This is a genomic window from Vibrio sabulosilitoris (assembly GCF_055391395.1).
In genome coordinates this window covers 1,317,341-1,330,740 of sequence record NZ_AP029599.1, presented here as the reverse complement: position 1 = coordinate 1,330,740, position 13,400 = coordinate 1,317,341, and the positions used below count along the sequence as shown (strand labels likewise).

The window sequence follows — 13,400 nt, the reverse complement described above, 5'->3', positions numbered from 1 at the left end:
TTCTCTCCTACTGACGCCAAAGACACGCACCACCTTTTTCTACCAGATCCAATCTAGCTTGGTGAGCATCTAATTCATCGGCAGAAGCCCGTACAACCTTTAGCGCTTTTCGAGTCGTAACGCGACGAATATCCTCACCACCACCGGCCCCCTCGCTAGAACCAGCGTTAAACTGCAGTGCGGTCTGACCACCCGTCATGGCCAAGTACACATCCGCCAAGATCTCCGCATCGAGCAATGCCCCGTGCAGGACACGGGCTGATGTATCTATGGTGTAATGCTTGGCCAAAGAGTCGAGATTTTTGCGCGCCGGCATATTCGGCATGCGTTTGGCCATCGCGAGCGTATCGGTAACCTTGCACAGCTCATCGGTACTGCGATTGCTTGGATTTAACAGGCGGAACTCGTGATCCATAAAGCCGACGTCGAAGGGCGCGTTGTGTGCCACCAGCTCAGCACCGGAGATAAAGTCAACAAACTCTTGGTGGATCTGGTGATAGTCCGGCTTGTCACGCAGGAACTCATCGGTAATACCGTGAACCTCAATCGCATCCGGTTGGATCTCTCGATCTGGCTTGAGGTAGACGTGAAAGTGACGTCCGGTCAATTTGCGGTTAATGATCTCAACCGCACCGATTTCAATAATACGGTGGCCCTCATAGTGGGGACCACCCTCACGGTTCATACCTGTGGTCTCGGTATCGAGAACCACGATACGATGTGAGGTGGAATTTGTCGTGGAATTGTCGCTGGTATTCATATCAATTTGTGTGTCAGACTATGTAAACAAAGGGCATTTGACGCCCCACCCAGTCTCTCTTAATAAACGCTGACAACTATAGTACCAAATCATGACTAAACTCGTGGAAATTTTCACAGACGGCTCTTGCCTCGGTAATCCGGGACCTGGAGGATATGGCATCGTCCTACGCTACAAGCAAACCGAGAAAAACCTTGCCAAAGGCTACACCCTCACCACGAATAACCGCATGGAGATGCTGGCCGCGGTGGTGGCCTTGCAGACTCTGAAAGAGCCGTGCCAGGTGATTTTGACCACCGATAGCCAATACGTACGCCAAGGCATTACTCAATGGATCCACAACTGGAAAAAGCGCGGCTGGAAGACGGCTGACAAAAAGCCGGTCAAAAACGCGGACCTTTGGCAGGCTCTAGATAAAGAAACCCAGCGACATCAAGTGGACTGGCGATGGGTAAAAGGTCACGCAGGCCATCGCGAGAACGAGATCTGTGATGAGCTAGCGCGCACTGCTGCCGAAAGCCCAACCGATATCGACACGGGTTATCAGACATAGACTTTTTCGTGTCGACCGCTCTCGATAGACTACGTTGAAGACTTGTCTGAACGGACCTTGGAGTAGTTCACCAGCGGCGATAAACGCCGCTTCAGGTGCCAATGAGGTTTGATTGGCTTAAGTGGACAGGTACGCTTGCGGGCAACGATGAAATACAAGCTGCCAATTGGCCGGCACCAATCCCCCAGGCTGTTTTCCAGCCAAGTCCAAAACGGTCGATGATACTGATAGGGAAACACTGCGTATCGGTCGCACTCAATCACTTCATAATTCAGCACCCCAAGCCAATCTTTAATCCTTGATGGCGTGAACCTGCGCCCGCTCCAGGGAAGATTTTTTTTACGCCACGGCATTAAGCTTGAGACCCCTGCCAGACTGAGCGGGTTAAAACCGGTCAGAATTAGGTAGCCGTCATCCATCATCACCCGGTCTATCTCACGCAGCAAGCGATGCGGGTCATCACAAAAGTCGAGTTGATGGGCTAAGATCACTGCATCAAAGCTTTTTTCGATAAAGGGCAGCTCGAAAGTATCGGCGATAACACTTGCCAGGGGATTTTCGCGATCAAGGGTAACTTGATGTTGAATATTACACTGACAACTGGCAAGCTCACTACTGAGACCACCAAGTTTAAGTAAGTGATAGCCAAACAATTTTGGGCACCATTCGTCGAGTCTGATCTGCACTGACTCGAAGACCCAACGGCCGTTTTGGAGTTCGTCCCAAGTGTTGGGCTGTTTCAGTTCCTTTTTACTGCGTGCTGGCTTCATCCGTAACCCATGTCATCTAGAGACTCAACTATGTTACATGTCAAAAGCATACCTGCATTTAGCGACAATTACATCTGGCTTATTCAAAATAGCCAAAGTGGATGCGCGGTGGTTGACCCCGGTGATGCAAAGCCGGTGCTCGATTACCTCACCAAACATCAACTCGAGCTTGAAGTAATTCTGATTACCCATCACCACCATGATCATATTGGTGGTGTGGCTGAGCTAGTACGTCAGTTTCCGAATGTTGATGTTCTTGGCCCGCTCAATGAACCAATCCCAACCGTTACTCAGACCTTGCAGGGCGGCGACCAATTTGAGCTGTTTGGCGAGCGCTTCTTGGTACTTGACCTGGCAGGCCATACCGCTGGCCACATCGGTGTTGTGGGTGATGGCAAGTTGTTCTGCGGCGATGTGCTGTTTTCCGCCGGCTGTGGTCGCGTGTTTGAGGGCACCATGGAGCAAATGTGGCAATCTCTGGACAAGCTTGCTCAACTACCGGGTGAGACCGAGGTCTACTGTGCCCATGAGTATACATTGAGCAACATCGCCTTTGCCCTCGCCGTCGAGCCCGAGAACCCACACCTTTTAAGCTATCGTGACGAGGTTATTCGCCTACGCGGACTCGAGCGGCCAACATTGCCAAGCACCATAGAGCAAGAAAAACGCATCAATCCCTTCCTGCGTCTTGAAGAGGACAATGTGATAAAATCTGTGATAAACCGCACACCTAATAGTACGCCGCTGGCGGTGTTTACCGCGCTTCGTGAGTGGAAAAATGAATTTTGACAATCATTCACTTGCCTAGAAGGGAGTGACGAAAGTATCATTTGCAGCCGTTTTTCCAAAAGGCTGTATCCATGCGAATACTCATTAGTGGTCTATTGGGAACGATTCTGGTTGGCTGCCAGCTCGCTCCCTCTACTGACTCTGACTCACAAAAGCAACAAAAACCTAACGACGACGTGAGCCAATCAGTGGAGTCGTCCACGCCCTCAAGTGACGAAGTCACTCCATCATCAGTACAGGATGATGAGACTGATGCTTTAGAGACTGAAGTGATCGCTGAGGAGAAGCAGCCAGAGCCTGTCATCACCCCTCAATCCCAAGAGGATGTGTGGCAGCGCATGGCAATGCAATTTGAGATGGAGGTCCCTGACCACAAGACGGTAAACTACTACCGCACATGGTACCTCAAGCACCCAAGCCATCTCAGAACAGTTTCGCAGCGTGCCCAGCCGTTTATGCACCTTATTGTTGAGAAGATTGAAGAGCGTGGTCTGCCACTAGAATTGGCACTTCTGCCAATCGTCGAAAGCTCATTTGATGCGTTTGCCTACTCTCATGGCCGTGCTGCGGGTCTGTGGCAGTTTGTCCCAGCGACGGGTAAGGCGATGGGCCTTGAGCAAAACTTTTGGTACGACGGCCGCCGTGATGTTGCAGCATCGACTGACGCCGCCTTGAATTACCTCGCCCAGCAGCACCAGCGCTTTGGTGATTGGAGCCACGCAATTGCGGCCTACAACAGCGGCGGCGGTCGCCTCAATAGTGCCATCCGTCAAAACCGCAATGCTGGCAAGCCCACCGACTTTTTCTCTTTGGATCTGCCTAAAGAGACCAGCGGCTACGTGCCGAAACTGCTTGCCCTGGCTGACGTGATTGCCAACCAAGAAAAATACGGCATTGAGATCCCAGCGATCCCTAACCAAAAAGTCGTCACCCTTGTTGATCCTAAAGAGCAGCTTGATCTGGCTGTTGCCGCTGAGTACGCAGGCATCAGTGTTAAGCAGCTACAAAGCCTGAACCCAGCCTACAACCAATGGTCAACAGCGCCAGAAGAGCATCACAAACTGTTGCTACCGACCAGCGCTGTCGCGCAGTTCGAGCAGAGCCTGGATGAGAACCGTGGTAAAGGTGTGCGTCTAGTACGCTACCAAGTTCAATCTGGTGATAGCCTGAGCGTGATCGCTCAGCGCCACAACACCACCACCAGTGTGATCCGCACGGCGAATGGTCTGACCGATAACAACATCCGCATCGGCCAATACCTAATGGTGCCAAACTCAATCAAGAATGAGCAAGAGTATCAATTGACCGCCAACAATCGCCTGCGCAGCACTCAGTCGCAATCACGTGGTCAGTATAAGATTGATCACGTTGTAACAAGCGGTGAGAGCCTGTGGACGATTGCACGTCAGCATAAGGTCTCCTACCGCTCGCTGGCCCAGTGGAATGGCATGGCGCCGAATGACACGCTGCGAGTAGGTCAAAAACTTGTGGTTTGGAAGGACGGTAAAGAAGGCGCGATCATCCGCACTGTGGTGTACAACGTGCGCTCGGGCGACACCATCAGTGGTATTGCCAACCGATTTAAAGTCACAAGCAGCGATGTGGTGAAGTGGAACAACCTTCAAGGCGAGAAATACCTTCAGCCAGGTCAACGCCTAACCCTGTATGTCGATGTGACTAAGGTGAGCGTATGAGCCCATCAAGCAACCCGCTGGTGATGTTGTTAGATATCTTCCGCGCACCATCAGCCTGTTTTCTCGCGCTTTACCAGCGCGGGGCTTGGGGTTGGCAGCCGTACATTTTCTTGGTTTTGAGCCCCTTCCTGTTTTGGGGCGCATACTTTGACTTGGCCGACTTCGAGGCAATGCGTCAGGTGTTGGTTAGTCAGTTACCTAACGCGACGCCAGAGCAGATCGCGCAAATCGATGCCAATACCTTGATGGCAAGCGAGATCATCAGTGATGTCTTTGGCCGCACCCTGACCATCATTATGCTGGCGATGTGGTTTAATCTCGCGACCAAAAACAACCAGTTACAACTGGGTTTCTGGAAATGGTTTGCAGCCGCTAGTGTGATGATTTTTCCTGCTGTGCTTGGTGATCTCGCCAGCTATGTGAGTGTGCTACTCCAGCACGGTGATGTGATGATTTACGCCGCTGACCTCAACAGCCTTAATGGGCTGATTAAGTTGCCGCTAGGCCACAGTTGGGCACAGTTTAGTAGTGCCTTTCCTCTACTGATGCCATGGTATATTGTGCTTGGCTATGCCGCTCTCGGTACCTGGACTCAGCTCGAGCGCGGCCCTGCGCTGGTGATTGCCACCCTTCCTTGGGTCGCTTTCTACGCCATCTGGGCGCTGTATATCCTGATCTTGGGTTAAAGCCGGAATCGAGCCAATAACGGGTTATGATCGGAGGCGTCTGTTTCAGGCGCCTCTGCGCTTTCTAGGGTTAATCCGCGATAGTAGATATGATCAAGCGCCAGCCCAGTAATAAACTCGGTGCGCGCATCTGGCGTAAACGTCGCTGCCACCAAGCCCATTCTCTCGACAGCCTCACTCATCACCGCCATCCGATCTTGGCTCCAGCTATTAAAATCGCCGCCTAATATGACCGGTCCTGGGTGTGACTCTAGCTCCGCAGTCAATCGCTCTATCTGAGTACGATACTCATGGGTTCCGTAGGTAAAGTTGATCGCATGGATATTGACCACGGCTAATTCACGCCCATCAGACAGTGGATAGGTCGCATACAAGCCAGATTTTGGTAGGCGCAGCCAAGGCTCAACCTCAATATAAGCGCATGCCCTCGAAGGCAGCTCACGGGCAAGGTTCAAAACCCCTGCTGAGGTATCAAATACTTTAAACGCATCCACAGCATTACCATTCCAATCACTGGCATTGATCCAATGACGCAACTCATCGGTCAAGCTGGCCTCTTGCAGCAACACCAGGTCGCTGCTTTGACTAAAGCGCTCAAGGCTTGCTTGCCAATTGGCACGGTTTTGTTTGTAGATATTCCACACCAGCACCTCAAGCTGACCGTCTCGATCAAGTGCCACTGGTTGGTTATTTTGATAACACTGTAACTGATGTTGTCCATCTTGAGGCGCGTCAAGAACCACCAGCTTTGGCGTCGCGGCCGCAGTAAAGATCAGCTCAAAACTCATACTGGCAACACCAATGCCAACGATGAGCAAAAACATCATTTTCAAACCCTAATGTCCCCCAAAGGTCAATGTCATAATAAATACCCAACTAACCCTAGCACAAACAAAAAGGGAGCTCGCGCTCCCTTTGATAATAAATGGTCAATTTTTCAACGGCTTTATCTGCCGACAAACTGGACTCGGTGACTAGATCGCTTCCTCGTCTTCTTCACCGGTGCGGATACGCACAATACGCTCGATATCAGTCACAAAGATCTTACCATCACCAATCTTACCCGTTTGTGCCGTTTCAATAATGGTATCAACACACTGATCAACCACGTCAGCACCAACCACAATTTCCAATTTTACTTTAGGCAGAAAATCCACCATGTACTCGGCACCGCGGTAGAGTTCAGTGTGACCTTTTTGACGTCCAAAGCCTTTTACCTCAGAGACAGTCATCCCCGTGATCCCCACTTCCGCTAGTGCTTCGCGCACATCATCAAGCTTGAACGGCTTGATGATCGCTTCAATTTTTTTCATTTTTAGTCCCTTGAGCCTATTTTGGTTAGGGCTATTATATACCCGTGCTTCAACAAGATGCAGCATTGTTGCAGATTTATTTGAACTAGGCTGCCATCAAACCTTACTCTTTGGCCCCATACCAAGGTTACGCGCGCCTGAGTTGGCGTAACCGGCAACATCGATTCACTCACAGAGTAAGTCTCAGATTAAGACGTTTGCCTGCAAGGGACAAAGAGTTTACTTACTTTGTCCACATCAGCTCACACTCTTGCCCGGAAAAATGCCTATCGATAAACAGATCCGCCACCGCCACGACCCTCTGTTCACACATCACAATGGGTGTACGGCGGCGCAGCCAACTCGGCACGCCATACTCTTGAAACAGTTTCTTTAGCTTGCGGCTATGGCCACGCCCCTGCGGATGTGCGCTCAAACCGGTAGGGTCAAAGGTAATGCGCCACTGCTCGGTTACATCGGGTGTGCGCAATGAACCAAGTTGGCTTCGAGCTAGCTGCAGCTGACCAAGATTGTCCGGTAACCTAACCGGTTGATCGAGCTGCAATTGAGCACTCCAGTCGCTCACATCTTTACTGGCCTGGAGCCAGTACAGAGTACCTTGAAAGCGCCTCACCGTGCCCTTTGAGAGTTTCAACTCTGGGTTGGCATCCATACCCGCACAAGCGACCGAACGCCAAAGCTGGTCCATTTGCGCCTCACTTGGCATGCGCTCACCACAAGCGCCTAACCACATTCGCAGCAGACGATTTCGATACGCTCGGCTCTTGTTAACAATTGGCGGGAGCATCAGACCGCCAAATTCATTGCAGGCGACGGTCAGTTGTTCGTCAAGCAGCTCATCAATCAGCGCTTCTTGCTCGGCACACAGTCTGGCTGAGCGCGCGCTGGCCTCAAGGATCCCGGGCCAACGCTGCTTGAGAATAGGCGTGACCTGATGGCGTAAAAAGTTGCGATCAAAGCGAACATCTTGATTGCTTTCATCCTCAACCCAACTCAAAGCCAGACTCTGGGCATAATCGTGCAGCGCCTCACGCGAGAGGGCCAATAAGGGCCGCACTAACCAACCGCAGGCAAAAGGCATCATGCTTGGCATCGACGCCAGCCCTTTCGGGCCACTGCCACGCTTGAGCGCCAGTAACAAGGTCTCAAGCTGATCATCCCCATGCTGCCCGGTAACCACCAAAGTTTGCTGCGTAACTTGTGCACGCAGCGCCTGATAGCGAGCGTCGCGAGCGAGCTGTTCAATGCTCTGCCCTTGAGAGTCATCGAGCTGAACATGCGCAACCGTTAGCTCGACTGCCAAATCGGCACATAAACGCTGACACTGCTGCGCCCAGTGATCGGCATTGGCACTCAGGCCGTGATGCACATGCACGGCCCGGCATTGGATGCCAAGCCGCTTCGCAAGCCGCGCGCACAAATGCAATAGAACCACCGAATCGAGCCCACCGCTGAGTGCCACCAGCAACTGGGTATCCGATTGAATATGGGGCTGTATATCGGCTTCAAATACCGCCTCAACGTTACTCATGGTTATTCATCCCGCTGAAAAAAAGGGCTGGCCTTGGCCAACCCTTATGTGCTGTCACGATGTGCTTAGCAGTAGCCGTAGCTCATCAAACGTTGGTAGCGACGCTCAAGTAATGACTCGTTGTCAAATTGCTCCAGCTCAGCCAACTGAGCAAGCAACTGTGATTTCATCGCCTCGGCTACCGCTGGATAATCACGATGCGCGCCGCCAAGTGGCTCTTCGATAATATGATCAATCAGCTCAAGCTCTTTCAGGCGCGGTGCGGTCAGTCCCATCGCCTCAGCTGCCTGAGGGGCTTTCTCCGCATCACGCCACAAAATTGATGCACAACCCTCAGGTGAGATCACCGAGTAGGTCGAGTACTGCAGCATATTCACGTAATCACCCACACCAATAGCCAGTGCGCCGCCTGAGCCGCCTTCACCAACGACGTTACAAATCACAGGGACTTTCAAACCTGCCATCACCTTCAGGTTGGTGGCAATCGCCTCTGATTGGCCACGCTCTTCAGCGCCAACCCCAGGGTATGCACCGGCCGTGTCAATAAAGGTAATGATCGGCATGTTAAAACGCTCAGCCATTTGCATTAAGCGCAACGCCTTGCGGTAGCCCTCTGGTTTCGGCATGCCAAAGTTACGTTTCACCTTATCCTTGGTTTCACGCCCCTTCTGATGCCCGATCACCATCACAGGTCGTCCCTCTAATCGCGCAATACCGCCAACAATCGCTTTGTCGTCGGCGTAAGCGCGATCGCCTGCAAGCTCATCAAACTCAGTAAAGATGTGCTCGATATAATCTAGCGTGTATGGACGCTGAGGGTGGCGAGCCAGCTGCGCTGTCTGCCAAGCAGTCAAGTCGCTAAAAGTCTTTTGCTTGAGTTCTAAGCTCTTCTTTTCAAGCTGTTTGATCTCTTTATCTAGGTCCACAGCGCTCTCGCCGCCGTGACGAGTGACATCACGCAGAGCTTCAATCTTGGCTTCTAATTCTGCAATCGGCTTTTCAAATTCTAAAAAAGTTAGGCTCATCTATAGATCCTTGTTTACTCGATTTACCGCAACGTTATCCGTGACAGTCGAGGTTAGTGAAATTCGAGTTCTACCTGGTGCTTACCAAGTAGCTGTTTTAATTCATCTAGTAAGGTATCACTTGGGGTCACACGCCATTGGGTACCCATGGTGATACGCGCACGTGCATCAGACCGCTGATAGTATACATGGACTGGCACTGTACCGGCCCTATGTGGTTCTAATATCTGGCTAAAGCGCTCAAAAAATGTGTCATTGATCTGTGATTGGTTAATAGAAATGGACAGACCACGGGCGTACTTCTCACGCGCCGACCCCAGGTCCATAACCTCGCGCGCAGACATTTTAAGTCCACCGTTGAAGTCATCAAAGCTGACCTGTCCAGAAACCACCAAAATTTTGTCTTGTTCCAATAAATCAGCGTACTTTTCAAGCGCATCAGAGAACAGCATCACCTCCATCCGACCACTACGGTCATCGAGAGTCATGATACCAATCCGCGTGCCACGCTTAGTGGTCATCACGCGTGAAGCGATAACCAGTCCCGCAACGGTCACGCTCTGATCGCGACGGGTCGGGGTGGCATCTTTGAGTCGGCAACTGGTGTACTTGCCGAGCTCCTTGAGATACTCATTGACCGGGTGGCCGGTCAAATACAGCCCTAAGGTGCTGCGCTCACCCTCAAGCCAGACCTTTTCAGGCCAGGGTGGTACTTGGGTGTACTTGTGCTCAACCTCATCAGGCGCGTCAGTTAATACACCGAACATATCACTTTGACCATAAGCCTCAGCTTGGTGGTGCTGCGCCGCCGCCTTAACCGCGTCATCAAGCGATGCCATCAACGCGGCACGATGCGGACCTAGGCGATCGAGCGCGCCTGCATAGATCAACTTCTCAATCACGCGCTTATTGACCTTTTTAAGGTCAATCCGTGCACAGAAGTCGAATAGGTCTTTGAAGTGACCATCTTTCTCTCGCGCTGCTAAGATAGCGTCAATCGGTCCCTCACCGACCCCTTTGATCGCACCAATACCGTAAACAATCGCGCCTTTTTCATCGACATTAAAGCGATATAAGCCCGAGTTAATGTCTGGTGGCAATACTGTCAGCTTCATGCGCAAACACTCATCCACCAGACCAACCACCTTCTCGGTGTTGTCCATATCGGCAGTCATTACCGCCGCCATGAATTCGGCCGGGTAATGAGTTTTAAGCCACAAGGTTTGATAGGAAACCAGAGCGTAGGCTGCTGAGTGGGATTTGTTAAAGCCGTAACCGGCGAACTTCTCCACCAAGTCGAAGATTTTCATCGCCAACTCGCCGTCTACGCCATTCTTAACTGCGCCGTCTTCAAAGGTCGCTCGCTGCTTGGCCATCTCTTCTGGCTTTTTCTTACCCATAGCACGACGCAGCATATCCGCGCCACCCAAGGTATAGCCAGATAGGACCTGAGCAATCTGCATCACCTGCTCTTGGTACAAGATGATGCCGTAGGTCGGGTCAAGGATCTCTTTGAGCGACTCGTGCTGCCATTTTTCGTCAGGATAAGAGATCGCCTCACGACCATGCTTACGGTCAATAAAGTTATCTACCATGCCTGACTGAAGTGGACCGGGACGGAAAAGTGCCACCAGAGCGATGATGTCCTCAAAACAGTCTGGCTGCAGGCGCTTGATCAGCTCCTTCATCCCGCGCGATTCAAGCTGGAATACCGCCGTCGTCTCCGAGTTCTGTAGTAAGCGGAATGACGCCTCATCCTCCAGTGGAATCGACTCAATCCGCACCGGCTCAATCCCCTCACGCTCAAGGCGTGGGTTGATAAGGCCTAGCGCCCAATCAATGATGGTCAGGGTTCTCAGGCCTAAGAAGTCAAACTTGACCAGGCCTGCGGTCTCAACGTCGTTCTTATCAAACTGGGTAACCGGGAAGTGACCCTCAGCATCGGCATAAATTGGCGCAAAATCGGTGATCGTGGTCGGTGAGATCACCACGCCCCCGGCGTGTTTACCCGCGTTACGTGTGCACCCTTCAAGAATACGACACATATCGATCAGATCTTTAACCTCCTCATCGCGCTCATAGAGCTCAGGCAGTGCAGGTTCAGCCTTGAAGGCTTTCTCCAGCGTCATGCCAGGATCAGGTGGGATCAGTTTCGAGATGCGATCAACAAAGCCAAATGGGTGACCCAGCACACGGCCAACATCGCGGATCACCGCCTTGGCCGCCATGGTACCAAAGGTGATGATCTGCGATACCGCGTCACGACCGTACATTTCCGCTACATGGTCAATCACCTGGTCACGCTTATCCATACAGAAGTCGACATCGAAGTCGGGCATCGAGACACGCTCAGGGTTCAAGAAGCGCTCAAACAGCAGATCGTATTCAAGTGGGTCCAAGTCGGTGATTTTGAGTGCGTAAGCCACCAGCGAGCCCGCACCCGAACCACGTCCAGGGCCAACCGGAATATCGTTATCCTTAGACCACTGGATAAACTCCATTACGATCAAGAAGTAACCAGGGAACCCCATCTGGTTAATCACCTGCAGTTCAATCTCAAGGCGTTCATCGTATTCAGGGCGTTTTTCCGCTCGCACCTGTGGGTCGGGAAACAGAAACTCAAGGCGCTCTTCTAGCCCCTCTTGCGACTTTTTCACCAAGAAGTCGGTTTCCAGCATGCCCTCAGTTGGGAATTCAGGTAGGAAGTACTCGCCAAGGCGCACCGTAACATTACAGCGCTTGGCAATCTCGACACTGTTCTCCAGTGCCTCTGGAATATCGGCAAACAGCTCGCACATTTCCTGCTCGCTACGCAGGTACTGCTGTGGGCTGTAATTTTTCGGTCGACGCGGATCATCTAGGGTGTAGCCATCGTGGATCGCAACACGAATTTCATGCGCGTCAAATAAATCTTGGTCGATAAAGACGACATCATTAGTGGCAACAACAGGCAGTTGATGCAGCTCGGCAAATTCCAAGGCAAAGTGCAGATAACTCTCTTCATCCGCGCGACCGGTGCGCGTCAGCTCAAGGTAAAAGCGGTCAGCAAAATGCTGCTGATAAAACTCAGCACATTGCGCAGCCAGCCCTTGGTTGCCCTTGAGCAGTGCTCGACCGATCTCGCCCTCTTTACCACCAGAGAGCAAAATCAAACCCTTTGCATACTTGGCAAGCCACGCCTTATCCAACACCGGCTTATGCTGAACATGACCGCGCAGGTATGCTTCTGAGATCAAGATGGTGAGATTCTTGTAGCCTTCGTTATCTGCAGCGAGGACCGTCAGTGACGTCAACTCATCGCCAAACTCCTCTGACTGAACCGCAAAGTCAGCACCGATGATCGGCTTGATACCTTTGCCGTGCGCATTGCCATAAAATTTTACCAACCCACACAGGTTGGTGAAGTCGGTCAGTGCCATCGCTGGCATGCCGAGCTCTGCGACTTTACTCACCAAGGGTGGGACTTTGTTAATTCCATCCACCATGGAAAAGTCACTATGAATGCGAAGGTGTATAAACTTTGGGTCTGCCATTAAACGGTCCGGTTACTGTCTATCTTGGATCGATGCTCATGAAATTCTAACGCAATTTCATTCAATATCTATGCTTGATTCTCGCCAACTGCTGCAATTTCCGCCCAGTTTGGCTATTTTTTTCTACTCTAGGCCAAGGGCACGCTTAACCGGTTTAAAGCTCTTACGATGTTGCTCAATCACCCCATGCTGCTCGATGGCGGCAAAGTGTGCCTTGGTTGGGTAACCCTTGTGCTGAGCAAAGCCAAACTGTGGATGAAGCTTATCCAGCGCTTCCATCTCTTGATCACGCACGACCTTGGCGATAATCGACGCGGCACTGATTTCTGCGACGCGCAAATCGCCCTTGACCACCGCTTGACTGGCCATTGGCAGCTCTGGACAACGATTGCCATCAATTAGCGCAAGATCAGGCTGAACTGACAGGCCTGCAATCGCACGCTGCATGGCAACCATGGTCGCTTGCAGGATATTGAGCTCATCGATCTCTTCTGGAGAGCAGCGCCCCACCGACCATGCAAGCGCTTTCTGTTTGATCTCAGGGAGCAGCGCAAGGCGCTTCTTTTCTGAGAGTTTTTTTGAGTCGTTCAACCCTTCAATCGGATTATTCGGGTCAAGGATCACTGCTGCAGTGACCACATCACCAACCAGTGGGCCACGGCCAACTTCATCAACACCTGCGACCAGCTGATAGCCTACAGGGTATTCAAATTCTGGAAGCTCTGACGCTTTACTTGCCGCCATGA

Annotated in this window: 12 protein-coding genes; 4 read left to right on the top strand and 8 right to left on the bottom strand. The window is 51.7% G+C overall.

The window, feature by feature from the left end:
- Window positions 1-7: 7 nt before the first annotated feature.
- Window positions 8-760 carry a DNA polymerase III subunit epsilon gene (gene dnaQ, locus ACZ5R2_RS06260; protein ID WP_464901480.1) on the bottom strand — a complete coding sequence of 251 codons (753 nt, stop codon included), beginning with the start codon at window positions 758-760 and terminating at the stop codon, window positions 8-10.
- 91 nt (window positions 761-851) lie between these two features.
- Here dnaQ and rnhA point away from each other — a divergent pair, with 91 nt between their 5' ends.
- Window positions 852-1,313: a ribonuclease HI gene (gene rnhA / locus ACZ5R2_RS06255; RefSeq protein WP_464901479.1), complete on the top strand. Its 462-nt coding sequence runs from the start codon at window positions 852-854 to the stop codon at window positions 1,311-1,313.
- A 29-nt stretch (window positions 1,314-1,342) separates the two neighbouring features.
- On the opposite strand, the gene ACZ5R2_RS06250 is transcribed toward rnhA, so the two are convergent.
- The gene (locus tag ACZ5R2_RS06250; protein WP_464901478.1) at window positions 1,343-2,083 is read right to left on the bottom strand and encodes a methyltransferase domain-containing protein; all 741 of its coding nucleotides are present in this window, start codon (window positions 2,081-2,083) and stop codon (window positions 1,343-1,345) included.
- Between the two features lie 30 nt (window positions 2,084-2,113).
- On the opposite strand from ACZ5R2_RS06250, the gene gloB reads away from it, so the two are divergent.
- The 3 genes from gloB to ACZ5R2_RS06235 all read left to right on the top strand — a co-directional run bounded on the left by gloB (window position 2,114) and on the right by ACZ5R2_RS06235 (window position 5,252).
- Window positions 2,114-2,872, top strand: coding sequence for a hydroxyacylglutathione hydrolase (gene gloB / locus ACZ5R2_RS06245; protein WP_464901477.1), 759 nt, complete (start codon window positions 2,114-2,116; stop codon window positions 2,870-2,872).
- A gap of 71 nt (window positions 2,873-2,943) precedes the next feature.
- Window positions 2,944-4,566, top strand: a complete 1,623-nt coding sequence (locus tag ACZ5R2_RS06240; protein WP_464901476.1) for a LysM peptidoglycan-binding domain-containing protein — start codon at window positions 2,944-2,946, stop codon at window positions 4,564-4,566.
- Window positions 4,563-5,252 (top strand): YIP1 family protein, encoded by a 690-nt coding sequence (locus ACZ5R2_RS06235; RefSeq protein WP_464901475.1) that lies wholly within the window; start codon window positions 4,563-4,565, stop codon window positions 5,250-5,252. The genes ACZ5R2_RS06240 and ACZ5R2_RS06235 overlap by 4 nt, the downstream gene beginning before the upstream one ends.
- Here the strand turns inward: ACZ5R2_RS06235 and ACZ5R2_RS06230 are convergent.
- The 6 genes from ACZ5R2_RS06230 to rnhB form a co-directional block, all read right to left on the bottom strand.
- A complete protein-coding gene (locus tag ACZ5R2_RS06230; RefSeq protein ID WP_464901474.1) occupies window positions 5,249-6,079 on the bottom strand; it encodes an endonuclease/exonuclease/phosphatase family protein in 831 nt (276 codons plus the stop codon). The genes ACZ5R2_RS06235 and ACZ5R2_RS06230 overlap by 4 nt on opposite strands.
- A gap of 147 nt (window positions 6,080-6,226) precedes the next feature.
- Window positions 6,227-6,565, bottom strand: a complete 339-nt coding sequence (glnB, locus tag ACZ5R2_RS06225) for a nitrogen regulatory protein P-II (protein WP_438458881.1) — start codon at window positions 6,563-6,565, stop codon at window positions 6,227-6,229.
- Window positions 6,566-6,788: 223 nt separating this feature from the next.
- A complete protein-coding gene (gene tilS / locus ACZ5R2_RS06220; RefSeq protein WP_464901473.1) occupies window positions 6,789-8,096 on the bottom strand; it encodes a tRNA lysidine(34) synthetase TilS in 1,308 nt (435 codons plus the stop codon).
- A 65-nt stretch (window positions 8,097-8,161) separates the two neighbouring features.
- The gene (gene accA, locus ACZ5R2_RS06215; protein WP_464901472.1) at window positions 8,162-9,121 is read right to left on the bottom strand and encodes an acetyl-CoA carboxylase carboxyl transferase subunit alpha; all 960 of its coding nucleotides are present in this window, start codon (window positions 9,119-9,121) and stop codon (window positions 8,162-8,164) included.
- A 53-nt stretch (window positions 9,122-9,174) separates the two neighbouring features.
- Entirely contained in the window at window positions 9,175-12,654 is a 3,480-nt protein-coding gene (dnaE, locus tag ACZ5R2_RS06210) for a DNA polymerase III subunit alpha (RefSeq protein WP_464901471.1), read from the bottom strand.
- A 123-nt stretch (window positions 12,655-12,777) separates the two neighbouring features.
- Entirely contained in the window at window positions 12,778-13,398 is a 621-nt protein-coding gene (gene rnhB, locus ACZ5R2_RS06205; RefSeq protein ID WP_464901470.1) for a ribonuclease HII, read from the bottom strand.
- Window positions 13,399-13,400 lie beyond the last annotated feature (2 nt).